The sequence below is a fragment of the Microcoleus sp. LAD1_D5 genome, from assembly GCF_036702115.1.
Classification (GTDB): domain Bacteria; phylum Cyanobacteriota; class Cyanobacteriia; order Cyanobacteriales; family Microcoleaceae; genus Microcoleus.
This window is the reverse complement of the sequence record NZ_JAUBSA010000063.1, coordinates 20,201-36,762: the sequence shown is the minus strand read 5'-3', so window position 1 is coordinate 36,762 and position 16,562 is coordinate 20,201. Positions and strand designations below refer to the sequence as shown.

The window sequence follows — 16,562 nt, the reverse complement described above, 5'->3', positions numbered from 1 at the left end:
GTTCTGAGTGCAATTTATCTCACTTAGCCCCAGTCTCCCATAAAATAGGTACTTTATTTCCGCCATGCTGTACTAGGTAGAACGAACCGCGTTCTGCCTCTTGACACGCTGGAGTAAGTCTGCGATTGTAGGTGGTAAGGAAGATTGATGCGCGGTAACCCGGCACTTGCAATGCCAGATTAACCACGACTTCCCCAAGCCGTAAGTTGACTACGTTTGGAGCCTAATAATTATGTCATTTTCAGGACGCTTGTCTAATACAGACTCGCAAGATTCAGTATTTTCGCGCCGCGACCTGCTGGGAAATTTTGCAGCGATCGCGGTGGCAACGACAGCGGCGAAGCGATCGCCTAAGTTGTTAGCTCCCAAAAGTTACCCTTTGCCAGAGTTTAAGATGGGCGACTTGGTAGCCTATGATTGGGAGCCAGATGATGATGACGCTCCAGAGTTTGCCACTGATTTTGGTGAAATTCTAGGTATGCGTTGGGTTCCCGAACCTGATGGACATTGTTTAGCTGCTAACACTTGGGTTTATTACATCAGGTGGATTTACAGTACCTGTCCCGATATTCTTCCTGAGCCCTGTTATGATGGCGAGCCCACGTATTCTTCTGATTTGAGATTGGTCACTCATTCTTAAGCCCTGTTGAGACTTGTCAACCATACTTAAGTTATTCCCCTGGCTCTTCTACAAACGTCAAATTTTGTAGAAGAGCCAGGGGCGCTTTTTGATGTCTATCAATTTCATTGCGATATTTGTGGTGGATTAGTGATACGCCATGAGTCCTGGATTAAATGGCAGGGCAAAGTGTTGCCAACAGTTGCGGTCGATCGCTAAGATAATACAATGAAAAAGCGGCTGCTGAAACAACCGCGATCCATAAATTTATTTATAACTATGGTCAGTGTACCCAATTTTAAGCTGCCGCGTCAAGAGCAGCACGATCGGATCTTTTTGCAAGATGCCATTGATAGATACAAAAATCGGTTGTTGACTGCCGCTGGCTATATCTACACAATCATCAAAATTTACAGGCAAGCGGGACACAGGTTGAATATTCCAAGCCCCCGCTCGTTTTACGAATACTTTCAGATTCCAAAGTCTACGTTTTATCGGGCTCTGATCCAACTAGAAAACACCCCAGGAATTCAATTTCAGTGGGAGCCGATCGGAGGCATTTCTATGTGGTGGGGAGGTGAAGAACCTCCGGCAGCGGCAGAACCCCCGGCAGCGGCAGTAGAACCTCCGGCAGCGGCAGAACCCCCGGCAGCGGCAGTAGAACCCCCGGCAGCGGCAGAACCTAAATATCAGCGCCTGAATCAGCTCCCTGCTGACACCAAAGAAAAATTTGAAGCATTTGTCCGTTCCCAGTGGCGCAAATTAAAAGGTCAGGAAATCAGGAGCTTTCACCGCTTTGTAGAGAAACCAGGTGATTTCCAGGATTGGTGGCAAAAATTTCAAGTTTGTCAGCAACCGCAAATCCCTGTGATCGAAGCCACGAAGCCTTTGCTCGAACCTGAATCTGAGCAAGAGAGAATAGACAGAAACAAGGCTTTCGTCCAGTTTCTCAGGCAAAAACACCCCGACCTACTTGGAGGGAGATAATATCGATCTGGAGTTGCTCAGCGGTGATGGTACAAACTTTCGCTACCACCGCAACGACAGCAGGCAGAACTCATTCTGAACGTCGGCACTGAACGTTGTGGGAAAGTGAACAGCTAGTTTGCGGGCTAGCACTACACGCACGGAATCAGAACCCGGTAGAACGTTCCGAACAATCCCAGTTAACCCAAGGAAAATGCAGAACGTTCAGAACGGATCATGCAACTGGGGTCATGGCAAGGGAAAAATCATCCTTGAAATCTGGGGACTAACTAGAGGTGGTGGGGCAAAATACAAAGCTGCTGAGGCTGAGTATCACCGCATTGTTGATGGAGAAGGAGGATGAACACGCAGGAAAAGAGCGTGGCTGTGTGCAAACCTATAAGGTTTGATGGCCACTCTTACTGCTACTTTTCTGTACTCTGATTGCAGAGTTGCAGTAACCCGCAAACTATAAGCAAATGACCCGCATGGCAGCGTATTACCGTATAGGGTAATGTGGCATTCTCGCAGCTACTTTTTGGCATTCCGATTATGTCGTTGCAGCCAGCACAAGCAGATCATGCGGATGACTTCCCGAACACCTATAGGTGTCTGTGGCATTCTCACCACGCCTTCCCGCAGGTGTTGCAAGTTATCTCGGAACACTTAAATGTTCCGAAATCGGGGGTAACACCTGTAGCCCTTTCTAGACAAGCGTTTCTCTCCAAAAAATCATTCGTGGATATTAATACCCACGTGGTAGAGACTGGCTAGGGAAAGCAGAGAGGTTTTTGAGGCGTTTCTCAGCCTCTCTACGGCAGAAACTCATATGAGTTTCTGTAAATAACTCGTTATACCAAGCAGAACGAGATTTCCCTACGCTGACTTAGGTTTCAGCTTGTTGGGTATTAAGCGCAACCCTAGGGTTGATCCGTACTACTTTGACTCCAGCGCACCCTATATTCTGCGTGTATAGAGAAAATTGAAACCTATTAGGTTTCGGGCACAACCAGTTCAATTAAAATGCAGCCACGACCGCCACCGCGCATTTTTGTGTATAGAGAATTCCGGAAACCTGAAGGGTTTCCTACATAATGCGTCTTAGAGAAAAATATCCCACCGCCCACTCTATACCCTATATTTTGCTAGAACCTTACCACAAGCCAAGCAACGACAGAATCAGTATTTCAGCCGTTGTGCTAGAAGAAAGTGCTAGAATCTAGACAACGGGATTTCTGAGTGTTTTGGTCAGCAAAGCTTTCAACCATTCCTTAACTTCCTTCACACGGAAGGGGTCACTGGTTCAAATCCAGTATTGCCCATCGAATTTATTTTCTTTCTTCATCCGCGCACGCGGACTTCGTTTCTTTAGCTGCGGTTTCCACCGCCGTCACCTTCTTAAGCTTCAACATATTCGCAAATAGACACTGGTTCGGAATAGGAAAAGCATCCTCTTGTAGTCCTTCAATATGGAAGGCGATCGCCTCTTTAATTAAATTTCTCACCTCTTCTAAACTTTCAGCCACAGCTACACATCCACGTAAATCGGGAACATAAGCACCGTAGCTAGTTTCACCCTTCTCAATTACAACAGCATAACGCATTAATCTTCCTCCTCTTCTAGTTGAGCTTGCCGCCAAACACTTTTAAGCGTACCAATTGGCATATCAACGCCTAAATTACCTGACACCGTGACAGTCCCAGCCTTTTCAGGGTGTTTAAATTAACGATGACTGCCCTTTGTTGTAGCTAAATACCAACCATCATCTTCTAACATTTTAATAACTTCTCTAACTTTCATTTTTCATCTATAAAACTCATCAACTCCCGCACTTCTATCCCCATAATATGCTCTAACTTCAGCAATCTCTCCCTTGTAGCCTGCGCCGCTGATAAAAAACCTCATCCTGCTTTGGGTTCCAGAGTCCCGACGACCATAATCTATCCCAAATTTGGTCAACTTTTGAGCGCAGTTCAGGGTCAGTGAGCATTTTTTAGAGTCTGTTTGTAAAGAAATTTAGATTCCTAAATCCCCTTGCTAATGATTCATCCAATGACTATGCTTGAGAGTTGAGTTTTCCACCCAATATTCTCGTCCAAGTTTTATAAATCCTCTAGGCAACGGATTTTTGGCTACCGGATTATGTATCAATACAAAATCGTTTCCAGGGTAATTTGGATAAATTAGTGCATTTACATTTGAAAATAAGATAGCACTGATTCCGTCATAATCAGAATTTAAAAATATATTTGTTGACACAGGGCTACCTGATTTTTTATAGGATGCGTCTTGATATTGATGATGTACATCTAATACTTCTAAGGAGTCGATATTTATTTCTATAACTTCATTTCCAAAGGGAAGAACACAACGAACTATTCTAGGAATATCTATCTCTTTGCTTGCCGATGGGATTGCACCACCATTCACAGCAATAACATAGCAATCATCTTCTAAAATATTTTTTTTCTTAGTATATTCCTTGTATTTTTCATACTTTTTATCTATCACAGAACAGTAACGTAGTTTGATTTGCTCATCGGGAACATCTGTAACTACTCCACACTCTATTTCAGGAACTGCATTAGCACTCCTACCTGCTGTTGGGGCTACGGCTTCCAACCATACCTTCAATTTGTCAATCAAAATCAGTAAATCTGGTCCCCCTTTACGCTTATCATATGGAACTAATGATCTTCCTTGTTTAATCAAAGAAAACCCTAAGTACATTTCCCAAAAGCGAGGATGAAAATCTTTTCTTACTTCTTGCAAAAAATCATTATCTGCATAAGGCTTATACAAAGACCACATATCCTCAATATTTCTCTTGTCATCCTTATCCTTAAAAAACATAGATTGAATATTTTTTTCTTCTTCCGAAAAAGTGAGTCCGTCTCTAAGACTCTTATATAAATCATCTTCAGCAGGTCCAGAGGTAAAAAAAGAAGACATGGCAATTCTAAATTAAAATGAAACTCTAAGCTGCTAACCGTTCCGCAAACTCAATTAACTCATCCACCTTCTCTTCACTAAACCACCGTTCAACAGCATCCTCCCCAAACCTGTCCAACGGTTCCTCATACAAATCTGCTACCTCCAACCGCCGATTCTTCAAAAACACATTCTGCACTGCCCGTAAAAACCGAATCTGATTCGCATTAAACTGCCGCTGGGCAATAAACTCCTCAAAATTCCGCCTCACCACATCTTGATAATCCGGCAATCCCTCAATGTCGAATAACTCTCGCAGAAACGATAATAAACTATTTACCTTCAAATTCAACGCCTTGCGAATATTCGACTCCGACAACTGCCGATTCCCCCCGCGCAACTCTTACCTCACTGTACGCTCTAACGCCACCAGTTGCAAGTCCGTCACGGCTTCCCCATTGCGAATTGCTGCAATTGTCGGGTGAGTCTCCACAATCTCCAACACCTTCCCCTCAACCCGCTGGCGATATTCCTCCTTGATAATTAGACAATTTTCAACAAGGCAAAATCCGCGTGAAGCGAAGCTATCCCGAAGGGAATCGCCCAAAACTACCCTTCTATACTACACCTATGCTACACTAACATTGTAGCTCGTGCCCCGCAGGAGGTTCCCTCATGGCCAATGCCAATCTTCCTCAAAATTTCAACTTAATCATACCCGCAGGAACCCAAATTGTCACCAGAATTGAGGTCAAAAACCCCGCCAGTGACCAATCTTGGAAACCGGGATTAGTAGGTGTCATCGTTCAATCGCCTACGGACAATTCCCACGCATATTTAGTCAAACTCCCAGACGGAACACAAGTTAGTCTGCGGCGGCACGAACTCAGCATCCGCAAGCAGTTTCAGAGCGAAGGATTGCAGTCAGGAGGAGATTTTCTTGCAGAATACAACCTCTATGATTCTGTAATTTACCGCTGCATTGTTGGTTCCAGAGCCTACGGTCTTGATAACGAGCAATCCGATACAGACAGACGCGGGATTTACCTGCCGCCCGCAATACTTCATTGGTCGCTTTACGGCATCCCCGAACAATTGGAAAACAAGGAAAATCAGGAATGCTATTGGGAACTGCAAAAGTTTTTAGTTTTGGCACTAAAAGCTAATCCAAATGTGCTAGAATGTTTGTACACGCCTTTAGTAGAAACTGTTTCTCCTGTAGCACAAGAATTGCTGGAAATTCGGGAAATATTTCTTTCTCAATTGGTTTATCAAACTTACAATAGCTACGTTTTGTCTCAATTTAAAAAAATGGAGCAAGACCTCCGCAATACCGGGGAAATTCGTTGGAAACACGCGATGCACTTAATTCGCTTGTTGCTGTCAGGAATTACTGTGCTCAAGGAGGGGTTTGTACCTGTTCGCGTGCAGGATTATCGATCGCAACTTTTATCTATCCGCAACCAAGAAATATCGTGGGATGAGGTGAATCGCTGGCGGTTGAGCTTGCACGGTGAGTTTGATCGCGCTTTTGCTGCAACTTCCTTGCCAGAACGTCCTAATTACGAGAAAGCGAACCTGTTTTTGATTAAATCTCGTAGAGGTGCGATCGAAATCGGATCTTCTTGAAATCGCTTCTTGTGAAACAAAGCCCGCTTGCATGGACTGGAACAAATGACAGAATACATCTCGAATCTCGCCCAAATTATCTCCGTTCAACCTTACCCGCTGCTGTTTGCGACTGTCAGCGGTTCGCACTTATACGGGTTTCCTTCTGCAGATTCTGACTTCGACTTGCGGGGAGTACACATCTTACCGCTACCAAAAGTAATTGGACTGATTTCTGGAGAAGAAACAATCGAAGTTTCTGAAGTTCGGGATGGAATGCAACTCGATTTAGTAACTCACGACATCAAGAAATTTTTTGAGTTGCTGTTGAAGCGTAACGGCTACGTGCTAGAACAACTGTATTCGCCACTAATAGTTTACAGTACACAGGAACACGAAGAATTAAAGGCTATTGCCTCTCACTGCATTACCAAGCACCACAGCCACCACTATCTCGGTTTTGCTCAAACTCAATGGAAATTGTTTGAGAAAGAACGCCCGCGTCGGGTTAAGCCGCTGCTGTACGTTTACCGGGTGTTGCTGGCTGGGATTCACTTGATGCAAACGGGGGAAGTGGAGGCGAATTTGGTGAAACTTAACGAGAAGTTCCAGTTGTCGTATATTCCTGATTTGATTGCTCGCAAGCTGGCTGGGGAGGAAAAATCTGTGCTGGAAGATACAGATATAGAATTTTATCAGCAAGAGCGCGATCGGCTAATTAATATATTAGAAGATGCAAGTTTTACAAGTCATTTGCCGTCAAATCCTAATGCAAAAGTTGCTCTTAACGATTTTCTGGTAAAGGTGAGGATGTCATCTCTAAGCTGTTCCACCCCGAATTAGTCGTTTGGTGCAGCAAGCAGCCTACATATTAGTCGTAGGTGCGCCGAAGAGCGCAGCACTTCCATTCCTGGACACATCATTACCAAAGAAACCGGGTTTTTTATCCTGATCAAAAGCCAGAATGCAGTATTTTCGTCGTCCATTAAACCCGGTTTTAAGTGATTCACTTTAATAGATTTGTGTGGGCTGATCCGCTAAGGGCAGGTAAACCGATATTTTGATCCTCGGTAACTTGTGTGTTTTTTCCTGGTATGTAAATATTCCAACTTACCCCACCTAAATATGTCTTGATATATGAAATCAAGCCGTGGATAAATACAACGATGCCCAGCATTTCTAATGACTCTTCAATGGTCGCTACTATCAGGTAGGGTACACTCTCCATTCCCGTGGTAGAAAATAGGTATCCCCCGGGAATTTCCATCCCGATTGCTCCTCCAATATAAAGAGCGCATGCTGCAACAAATAATTTTCTTGTGGCAACAGGAAGGTGGAACACAAACTTACTATAGGATAATAGAAATATCGCTACCAGAAAACCGAACGGCACAATCCAAGTAAAGTAAAGAAATCCTGATGCATTTAGCAGGCTTCGCATCGGATTTATAAACTTTTCGTGCAATTGACCAGCTTCGTCTAAGGATAAATATAGAAATATGAATGATAAAATTTTCCAGTGATTCTTGTAGCGATCGCTATCTAAATTTTTCGCATGGGCGATCACACCTAGCAAGAGAGAACTAAACAGCAATGCCAAAAATGAGTAGAAGGTTGGAAGGTTCCTCTCGGCATCAACGTTAAATACCCTTGCAATGTACTCTCTCAACGGGTAGTCCGGCAAGTAGTACAGACTCATCTGACTTAAGAAAGAGAGTACAGCTAGACAGGTCACCACTCGAAGCAAAAATTGGGTTACAGCCCCAGGAGCTAAAGGAATTTGGAATTTCATGTTCTTTTAACCGTTCTCTTAAGCTTTGTTTAAGGGAATCTTATCAAAACACAAAAAAACTTCGGTCTACCCATAGACAGAGAATACTCCTCCGGGTGAAAACCCTCTTTTTGTTGTAACCGTAGCAATACGGTTCAGTTAAGCTCGATCTCCCTGGCACCCCCCTTAAAAAGGGGAGTAGGGGGCGGGACAAGAACTTACTCAAAGTCCCCCAACAACCAGGGGATTTAGGGGCATCTCCGAGGAATAAATAGTTTTAACCCAAGCGTATTGGTAACCGTAGGATTATCGTAGGATTAAGGAATTTAGCAGACCTCGATCGCCCTTAATTTTATTGTGGTTATATAAAAAAATGTTTCCTGAGATGTAAATTAGATATCTCCAAAAAGGAAGCTGAAATCCTTACTACGGTTGAGTCGATATCTAAATTTGATCGATATCTGCGAGAGAAACTCGGCTTCTTGAAGCCGAGATCCCTTAGTACCGAGGATTTCTGCGATCCAGGGCGATAACTCATCAATATCAGTGACAGCTATGAGATGAAATAACAGGTCGATCGCGATCGAGTGATTTGCCGCCATTTGTTAACCTAGACTCCTCCCAGGGAGATCAAAATATCTCTTTTTCAAAGTCAATTAGCTGTCAGTCAATTGCTGATTTCCGAAGTTTTTGCTGCTTTACTTATTTGTTGTACCTGCGCGGCGTGTAAACCCAAACATCTCCATATTTGCGGGGAATAATCCGAGTTTGACTTGAACCGACAATCACTAAAGTTCTCATGTCGGCGTCTTGCGGCTTGAATTCGCCGAGGGTGCAAACGCGCACAGATTGACCGGGTCGGCCGAGGTTTCGCCCTAGTATGACGGGGGTTTTAGGATCGCGACTTTGCAACAAAATCTCGATCGCCCTTCCGAGTTGCCAAATCCGCTGTTTCGAGATGGGATTGTAAAATGCCATAACTAAATCGGCAGCAGCAGCAGCCGCAATCCGCTGTTCTATGACCTCCCAAGGCTTGAGAATATCTGAAAGCGAAATCACGCAAAAATCGTGTCCGAGGGGTGCTCCGATCGCAGCAGCGGCCGCCTGCATGGCTGAAATGCCCGGTGCCACCCGAATATCGATGCCTTGCCATTCGGGTTTGGCATCAAAGTCGATCGCCTCAAACACCGCCGCCGCCATCGCAAAAATACCCGGATCTCCCGACGAAACGACGGCGACAGATTTGCCGGATGCTGCTAAATCTAGGGCAAAACGCGCGCGATCGATCTCTTCGCGGTTGTCGGAATCGTGCCGCTTTTGTCCGAACCGCAGGGTTCCGGCTAAGTCGAGATAAAATTTGTAACCCACCCAATCCGTGGCTTCGCGCAGAATTTCCTTAACCTCCGGGGACATCCAGGGCGCGCCTCCAGGGCCCGTACCGACGATCGCCAGTTTGCCGCGGCTAATTCCGATCGCCCTAGCATCAAAGGGTTGGGCGGCCAGGGCGATCGCGCAATTCGCTGCGTTTGAGCGATCGGACTCGATTAAGTGACTGTTTGCACCGGCTGCTGTCAGGGCAATTTGTGCGGCCTTATTTTCGATGAATTCAATTGAGTCTAATTCGACAAGTTCGGATAGATGGAAAAAGCGGACGGGGACTTTAAAATATTGTGAAACTGCTTCAAGTGCCGGATTTCCCATCTCCTCTTTTAATGCAAAAAATCCCGCAACGGAAGCTGGCGCTAAACCTGCATTTTCCAAGACTTGCTGGACAAATGAAACCGCTATTTCCGGCTCAATATTCGATAGCTTTGTGAGTGCAACTGCCAGAATTTGCGGATGGTAAACTAAACAATCGGGCGTTGGCGCAATTGCTTTTTCGGTGACGCGGATAGTCAATTTTGCGTCGGGGGCGATCGGCAAATTGCTCTCGGAAAGCCAGTTTGCAGCCCCTTCTAGGCGTACTTTTGCCCCGGCGAGCAAATTTGAAATAAAAGTCTTCGCGTCCTCTGGATTCGCTAAATAATAGCCTTGGGGAGGACTCAGCAGCGCGGTGCGAAACCGGATATCTCCGGTGGTGGTAATTGCAGGTTGTACGCCCAGGGCTGCTGCAATCTCTCTGGCCAAATCATTAACGCCGTGCAAACCGCCCAGCAGCGGTACGACGGCGCTTCCGTCTTCTGCGACGGCTAAAACTGGCGGTTCGGCGCGTTTGTCTGACAGCAGCGGGGCGAGGGTGCGGATGATTATTCCGGCGGCGCAGATAGCGATAATTGGGGTTTCTGTTGCAAATAATTCCCGCAATGTTTCGCCGAAGTTGCTAAAGTTGATGTCTGTGTTGGATGTGCGATCGATTAAACCGTAAATCTGGGAACCGGGGAAATGTGCAGAGATTTTTTTGGCGCTCGGCTGGCTGTTTTGACCTAAAATGATTATTGCGGGAGGTATTCGCTTCACGGTTGTAGATTTTAGTTTGTTTGGATTGGTTTGATTATTTTAGTCTTTTGTTACTTCTTAAATAAATATTTGATGAACCGCGAAGGCGCGAAGGGCGCGAAGGAAGAGTAAGAAGTGAAGCAAGAAGTTTTTCTGTTTTATTAGTGGCACAGGCATCTTGCCTGTGAATCTCTGCGATTAGTTTATCATTAAAAGAAGCAAATATTTCGAGGTTGGGCTGTGAAACGCATTGTCTTAATTGCAGGGTTTGAATCTTTTAATGCCGATTTGTACCGGAAAGCTGCCGAGTTGGCTGTTTCTGGGTGTCAGGGATTGGAAGTACGGGTTTTTAGCGATCGCGCCCTCGCAGACGAACCGGACGCTGTAGCGGCTGCCCTCTTGAATGCTGATGTGTTTTTCGGGAGTTTGCTGTTTGATTACGATGCGGTAATGTGGCTGCGGGAAAGGGTGCAGAATATTCCGATTCGCCTGGTTTTTGAGTCGGCTTTGGAATTGATGAGTCTTACTCAAATCGGCGCTTTTAAAATTGGCGACAAACCGAAGGGAATGCCGAAGCCTGTTAAGTTTATTCTGGATAAGTTCAGCAATGGGCGAGAAGAAGATAAGCTGGCTGGTTATATCAGCTTTTTGAAGGTGGGGCCGAAGTTATTAAAGTATGTGCCGGTGCAAAAAGTGCAAGATTTGCGTAACTGGCTGATTATTTATGGTTACTGGAATGCGGGCGGTGCGGAGAATGTTGTCTCGATGTTTTGGATTATTGCCGAAAAGTATTTGGGGCTGAAGGTTGCAGAAATTCCGCCACCTGTGGAAACTCCCAATATGGGTTTATTGCATCCTGATTATAATGGTTATTTTGAATCGCCTCGGCAATATTTGGATTGGTATCTCGGTAATCAAAGTGCTAGGGGCGGGCAAGATGCCCTTTCCCCAAAATTTGGCACCAATTGGTTCCCAAATTCATATCAAGTAAAATCCCCAGTTGTGGGCATCTTGCTTTACCGCAAACACGTTATCACCAAGCAGCCTTATATTCCTCAATTGATTCGCTATTTTGAAGATGCGGGAATTGTGCCTTTGCCGATTTTTATCAATGGCGTTGAAGGTCATGTGGCGGTGCGGGATTGGATGACGACTGCTGGTGAAACTGCGCGGCGAAAACAAGGCAATATTGAAACTCTTTCGCTTTCTAAAGATGCTGTGGAAGTAGATGCGATTGTTTCTACTATTGGCTTTCCTTTGGTTGGCGGGCCCGCTGGTTCGATGGAGGGTGGAAGGCAGGTGGAAGTTGCTAAGCGCATTTTAACTGCTAAAAATGTACCTTATTTTGTGTCCGCACCTCTGCTGATTCAGGATATCCATTCTTGGACTCGTCAGGGGATTGGGGGTTTGCAAAGTGTGGTATTGTATGCTTTGCCTGAGTTGGATGGCGCGATCGATCCTGTTCCCCTGGGCGGTTTGGTGGGTGAGGATATTTATCTGGTGCCCGATCGCGCGAAACGCCTGACAAGTAGAATTAACAATTGGGTGAAATTGCGCCAAACTCCGCCATCTGAAAGGAAAATTGCGATTATTCTCTACGGGTTTCCTCCCGGTTACGGTGCGGCGGGTACGGCTGCTTTATTAAATGTACCGAAATCGCTGCTAAACTTCCTCCACAAACTTCAAGCAGCAGGTTATACAGTTGGAGAAATTCCGGCTGACGGTGAGGAGTTAATTCGCAGGGTTAAAGAGGCGGATGAAGGAAGCGCAGATGCACGCGGATTAACGCAGATAGAAGATGATCCGGTGGGAATTAATCACAATACAGTTCATGTCAAAACTTTAGAAAAATGGCTGGGATATCTGTTAACGAGTCGTATCGAAAAACAGTGGAAATCTTTAACTGGTACGGGCATTAAGACAGACGGCGATGAGTTCCAAATCGGTGGCATTCAACTGGGGAATGTTTGGATAGGTTTGCAGCCGCCGCTGGGAATTTCGGGCGATCCGATGCGCTTAATGTTTGATCGCGATTTGACGCCTCACCCTCAATACGCTGCTTTTTACAAGTGGCTGCAAAATGATTTGCAAGCTGATGCTGTGGTTCACTTCGGAATGCACGGCACTGTTGAATGGTTGCCGGGATCTCCTCTGGGAAATACTGGCTATTCTTGGTCGGATATTCTGTTGGGAAGTTTGCCGAATCTTTATATCTATGCCGCCAACAATCCCTCGGAATCGATGTTAGCAAAACGGCGCGGTTACGGTGTTTTGATTTCTCACAACGTGCCGCCCTACGGCCGCGCGGGTTTGTACAAGGAATTGATGGCTTTGCGGGATTTGATTGCGGAATATCGGGAAGATACGGCAAAGAATTATGTGCTGAAGGAGGCTATTTGTAAGAAAGTTTTAGATAGCGGTTTGGAGGCTGATTGTCCGTTTGATGAGGCTCGCAAGTTGGGTATTGCTTTTAATTTTGAGACAGTGGGAATGTTCAGTGCTGATGCTTTTAACCGCTATTTGGTGAAGTTGTACGAGTATTTGCAGGTGGTGGAATGCCGCTTGTTTTCTTCTGGTTTGCACGTTCTCGGAGAACCGCCTAATTCTGAGGAAATGACCTCTTATCTTGAGGCTTATTTTGGGGATAAATTATCACAGGAACAGGTGAAAACAATTGTTTCACAAACAAGCACAGGCAAGATGCCTGTGCCACAAGAGGGGTTTGATGGGGTTTTTGAGGAAGGTTTGTTGGTGCGGGATTTGTTGTTGCAAACTTCGGATGAGTTGACTAATCTTTTGCGGGGTTTGAATGGGGAATATATTCTGCCTGCACCGGGGGGGGATTTGTTGCGGGATGGGGCTGGGGTGTTGCCAACTGGTCGGAATATTCACGCTTTAGATCCTTATCGGATGCCTTCTCCGGCAGCTTATGAAAGAGGCCGCGAAATTGCTCGAAAAATTATTGATAAGCACCTTAAGGAACAGGGGAATTATCCTGAGACTGTGGCAGTGATGCTGTGGGGTTTGGATGCGATTAAAACGCGGGGCGAATCTATTGGAATTCTGCTAGAATTGGTGGGGGCTGAACCTCTAAAAGAAGGTACTGGCCGCATTGTTCGCTATGAATTAAAACCGTTAGCTGATGTCGGTCATCCCCGGATTGATGTGTTGGGAAATCTTTCGGGTATTTTCCGAGATAGCTTTGTGAATATTATTGAACTGTTGGATGATTTGTTCGTGCGGGCGGCGGATGCTGATGAACCGGAATCGGAGAATTTTATTCGTAAACACGCTTTAATTTTGCAGGAAAAAGGTGTGCAGAATTATTCGGCAAGGTTGTTTTCTAATCCGGCTGGGGATTTTGGTTCTTTGGTTAACGATAGGGTTGTTGATGGTAGTTGGGAATCGGGGGATGAGTTGGGGAAAACTTGGGAAAGCCGCAATGTTTTTAGTTACGGGAGAAAGGATAAGGGGGAAGCGAGGCCGGAGGTTTTGACTCAGTTGTTGCAAGGGTGCGATCGCATAATTCAAGAAATTGATTCTGTGGAATACGGTTTGACTGATATTCAAGAGTATTATGCCAATACTGGCGGTTTGAAAAAAGCCGCAGAAAAGCAGCGCGGCAAAAAGGTTAACACGAGTTTTGTAGAAAGTTTTTCTCAGGATACCACTCCGCGCAATTTAGAAGATTTGCTGCGCTTGGAATATCGAACTAAGTTGCTAAATCCTAAGTGGGCTAACGCGATGGTCAATCAAGGTTCGGGCGGCGCTTATGAAATTTCCCAGCGGATGACGGCGTTAATTGGTTGGGGCGGAACGGCTGATTTTACTGATGGTTGGGTTTACGATCAGGCGGCTGATACTTATGCTTTAGATCAGGAAATGGCGCAGAAGTTGCGGGAGGCTAATCCTGAAGCTTTTCGCAATATTGTAGGGCGAATGTTGGAGGCTAACGGGCGGGGTTTTTGGCTGCCGGATGCGGATAAGTTGCAGCAGTTGCGCGAGTTGTACGAGTTAACAGATGAGAAGATTGAAGGGGTGACAGTGTAGTTTTTTTTAGTCTAAATATTTAGGGGCGGGCTAGAAGCCCAACCCCTACTCCCCACAATAGTTTCAAAATGTTTCAGGTGCAAGTTAGGGGCGCGACTATTAAATACCTCGATCGCCCTGCGGTTTTGCTACAGGAACTGACGGTTTCTTATTGGGAGAATTAAAAGCTCGATCAACCATATCTCCAAAGGGAACAAACTGCGGTGCAGATGATTGAGTTCCTGTTCTGAACGTTGTAACTGGCCCACCGCCGTCTTGGGCAAAATTAATCAATCTCGTTAAAGCATCACCGGGATTTTTAGCATTGCGCTTGTCTAGGGTGAAAAGCAGATTTTGAGAGTTGCAGCGCCCCCGTCCGTTGACGTAACAAACTACTGGCAAGTTATTAACAATTCCTGTTGTTAACTGCAAGCTGCTCAATCTTCCGCCATTCTGGGCAACAGCTTTGGTCAATCTATTGGAAACAATTTGACAGCGCTGCCAAGGTGTATATTCGCGGCCGAACTCGGTAGATTTCCAAAGAATCATTGGATCTGTCGTGACATTTCCGCGCCGCGCAATTGTGACAAAATTGCGAGCGGACGTAACGCACTGAAATGTTGTTCTAGTGCTATTCAAAGAGTTGCTGGCGGGAGCTGCTTGCACTTGGCTTGCCAAGGCGACAGTACCGGTGAAAACTAAAGCGGATGCTAATAAGGGTGCAGTCAATTTCATAATAACTCCTGCCGCTAAGGCAGTTAAATTTATGTAGGAAGTCATAGTTGTAGGGACAGGGCAGTGTCCTGTCCCTACCTATTCAGATTCTGCTGGTTGGCTGTCGCACCCGGATATTTTTCAAATATTAAATTAGGTTAGTTGCACCTCATATCTGTAGGTACATGGCTCTGCCGTGTCTTTGTTTCAAAACTTGGGAACGCGGCTTTAGGGAGACGGCAGATCCGTGTCCTTGTTTCAAAACTTCCAGGTTACGGCGGCACAAGTTTCCTAGATAGTCTTTTTAGCTACATTCTGCAAAACCAGGAGAGTCAACAATGGTAAGTAATACCATTTTTTAAAAGATGTGATAGACTTGTGTAAAAAGTAAAGGAGAGCATTACAATGTCTGGTCGTCCTCATATAAAGATTACCGAATCTGTAGAAAACTTACGAGAAATCCTCAAACAACAAAAAAGAATCCTAGCTTATAACAAAGTTCAAATGCTTTATTTATTTCAGTCAAAACAAGTAGAAACTGTGCGGCAAGTATCCACAGTTTTAGGTAAAAGTGAGGCAACGATTCATCGCTGGCTCTTTCAATATAAAGAGGGCGGTCTGGAAAATTTGTTAAAAAATAGGCAGGTTTTCGGTCGCCCCAAAAAGTTCTCAGTTGAAGTAGCAGCGACCTTGCAACAAGAGTTGAGAGATCCCGAAGGGTTTCAGAGTTATAAAGAAGTTCATCTTTGGCTCTGGTTGATTAAAGGAATAGCCAGTAGTTACCCGGCTGTATATTCTTTAGTAAGAGGGGAATTAAAAAGTAAATTAAAAATTCCCAGACCTCGCAGTATTTCTCAGAATCTACGGCAATTAATGAATTTAAAAATAGCTTGCATCAACAGATAAAAGCTCTACTAGACAAAGCTTTACCTCAAGTAAACAAATATAAAAAAGTCACTTATTGGTGTAGTGATGAAACGCGGATAGGGCTGCATACAATTCGTCGGCGCAAGCTGACGCTTTCAGGCGTAAAGCCCCGAGGGAAGCATCAATGGAAATTTGAGTGTTTTTGGCTGTATGGGGCAGTATCAATCGCTAGTGGAAAGAGTTTTTTTTGGGAGTTTTCGCATTTAGACAAAGTTTGTTTTGGAACATACTTACAACTTTTGTCAATACAATATCAGTCATCAATTACACATCATTCAAGTTGATAACGCACCCGCTCATAAGTTGGACTCATCTGAATTACCAGACAATGTTATTTTACTATTTCAGTCTCCGGCTTGTCCCGAAGTAAATCCGACAGAAAGAGTGTGGGAATATCTGAAAGATTTTTTAGCGAAAGCCGGTGTTGAGTAATCTTGACGAACTCCGCACAAAAGTCAAGGAAATTTTGGCATCTTTCACCGTGAGCGTCATTGGTTTTCTCACCGGATGGTCTTGGATTTTACATTCTTTATCTCTATCACATCTTTAAAAAAATGGTA

At 45.0% G+C, this 16,562-nt stretch carries 14 protein-coding genes, 1 tRNA gene and 2 pseudogenes; 8 read left to right on the top strand and 9 right to left on the bottom strand.

Translation table 11 applies throughout. The features are described from left to right. The first annotated feature begins 232 nt into the window (after positions 1–232). From QUA70_RS22075 to QUA70_RS22060, 4 genes are all read left to right on the top strand, one after another. On the top strand, positions 233–640 hold the full coding sequence (locus tag QUA70_RS22075) for a hypothetical protein (RefSeq protein WP_333349819.1): 408 nt from the start codon (positions 233–235) through the stop codon (positions 638–640). A gap of 258 nt (positions 641–898) precedes the next feature. After that, entirely contained in the window at positions 899–1,606 is a 708-nt protein-coding gene (locus QUA70_RS22070) for a hypothetical protein (protein WP_333410678.1), read from the top strand. A gap of 193 nt (positions 1,607–1,799) precedes the next feature. Further along, positions 1,800–1,949: a hypothetical protein gene (locus QUA70_RS22065; protein ID WP_333349823.1), complete on the top strand. Its 150-nt coding sequence runs from the start codon at positions 1,800–1,802 to the stop codon at positions 1,947–1,949. An 864-nt stretch (positions 1,950–2,813) separates the two neighbouring features. Further along, a tRNA-Leu gene (locus tag QUA70_RS22060) sits at positions 2,814–2,907 on the top strand. Between the two features lie 6 nt (positions 2,908–2,913). Here the strand turns inward: QUA70_RS22060 and QUA70_RS22055 are convergent. From QUA70_RS22055 to QUA70_RS22035, 5 genes and pseudogenes are all read right to left on the bottom strand, one after another. Then, positions 2,914–3,189, bottom strand: coding sequence for a type II toxin-antitoxin system HicB family antitoxin (locus QUA70_RS22055; RefSeq protein ID WP_333349825.1), 276 nt, complete (start codon positions 3,187–3,189; stop codon positions 2,914–2,916). Beyond that, a pseudogene (locus tag QUA70_RS22050) lies at positions 3,189–3,296 on the bottom strand (type II toxin-antitoxin system HicA family toxin); the annotation flags it as partial. The pseudogene QUA70_RS22050 and the gene QUA70_RS22055, both read right to left, overlap by 1 nt. 327 nt (positions 3,297–3,623) lie before the next feature. Continuing rightward, positions 3,624–4,538, bottom strand: a complete 915-nt coding sequence (locus tag QUA70_RS22045; protein WP_333349827.1) for a hypothetical protein — start codon at positions 4,536–4,538, stop codon at positions 3,624–3,626. Positions 4,539–4,563: 25 nt separating this feature from the next. Further along, positions 4,564–4,896 carry a type I restriction-modification enzyme R subunit C-terminal domain-containing protein gene (locus QUA70_RS22040; protein ID WP_333349829.1) on the bottom strand — a complete coding sequence of 111 codons (333 nt, stop codon included), beginning with the start codon at positions 4,894–4,896 and terminating at the stop codon, positions 4,564–4,566. A gap of 24 nt (positions 4,897–4,920) precedes the next feature. Beyond that, positions 4,921–5,124, bottom strand: coding sequence for a hypothetical protein (locus QUA70_RS22035; protein WP_333349831.1), 204 nt, complete (start codon positions 5,122–5,124; stop codon positions 4,921–4,923). A gap of 68 nt (positions 5,125–5,192) precedes the next feature. On the opposite strand from QUA70_RS22035, the gene QUA70_RS22030 reads away from it, so the two are divergent. Both QUA70_RS22030 and QUA70_RS22025 read left to right on the top strand, forming a co-directional pair. Then, on the top strand, positions 5,193–6,146 hold the full coding sequence (locus tag QUA70_RS22030; RefSeq protein WP_333349833.1) for a DNA polymerase beta superfamily protein: 954 nt from the start codon (positions 5,193–5,195) through the stop codon (positions 6,144–6,146). A 45-nt stretch (positions 6,147–6,191) separates the two neighbouring features. Beyond that, positions 6,192–6,968 (top strand): nucleotidyltransferase domain-containing protein, encoded by a 777-nt coding sequence (locus QUA70_RS22025; protein ID WP_333349835.1) that lies wholly within the window; start codon positions 6,192–6,194, stop codon positions 6,966–6,968. A gap of 163 nt (positions 6,969–7,131) precedes the next feature. On the opposite strand, the gene QUA70_RS22020 is transcribed toward QUA70_RS22025, so the two are convergent. From QUA70_RS22020 to cobJ, 3 genes are all read right to left on the bottom strand, one after another. Further along, the gene (locus QUA70_RS22020; RefSeq protein ID WP_333329940.1) at positions 7,132–7,917 is read right to left on the bottom strand and encodes a hypothetical protein; all 786 of its coding nucleotides are present in this window, start codon (positions 7,915–7,917) and stop codon (positions 7,132–7,134) included. A gap of 371 nt (positions 7,918–8,288) precedes the next feature. Continuing rightward, a complete protein-coding gene (locus tag QUA70_RS22015; RefSeq protein WP_333349837.1) occupies positions 8,289–8,498 on the bottom strand; it encodes a hypothetical protein in 210 nt (69 codons plus the stop codon). A 100-nt stretch (positions 8,499–8,598) separates the two neighbouring features. Continuing rightward, on the bottom strand, positions 8,599–10,353 hold the full coding sequence (gene cobJ, locus QUA70_RS22010; protein WP_333349839.1) for a precorrin-3B C(17)-methyltransferase: 1,755 nt from the start codon (positions 10,351–10,353) through the stop codon (positions 8,599–8,601). Between the two features lie 219 nt (positions 10,354–10,572). Here cobJ and bchH point away from each other — a divergent pair, with 219 nt between their 5' ends. After that, on the top strand, positions 10,573–14,382 hold the full coding sequence (gene bchH, locus QUA70_RS22005) for a magnesium chelatase subunit H (RefSeq protein ID WP_333349841.1): 3,810 nt from the start codon (positions 10,573–10,575) through the stop codon (positions 14,380–14,382). Between the two features lie 99 nt (positions 14,383–14,481). Here the strand turns inward: bchH and QUA70_RS22000 are convergent, their stop codons facing one another. Then, entirely contained in the window at positions 14,482–15,141 is a 660-nt protein-coding gene (locus QUA70_RS22000; RefSeq protein ID WP_333410676.1) for a COP23 domain-containing protein, read from the bottom strand. A 339-nt stretch (positions 15,142–15,480) separates the two neighbouring features. Here QUA70_RS22000 and QUA70_RS21995 point away from each other — a divergent pair. Continuing rightward, positions 15,481–16,552, top strand: a pseudogene (locus tag QUA70_RS21995) (IS630 family transposase). Positions 16,553–16,562 lie beyond the last annotated feature (10 nt).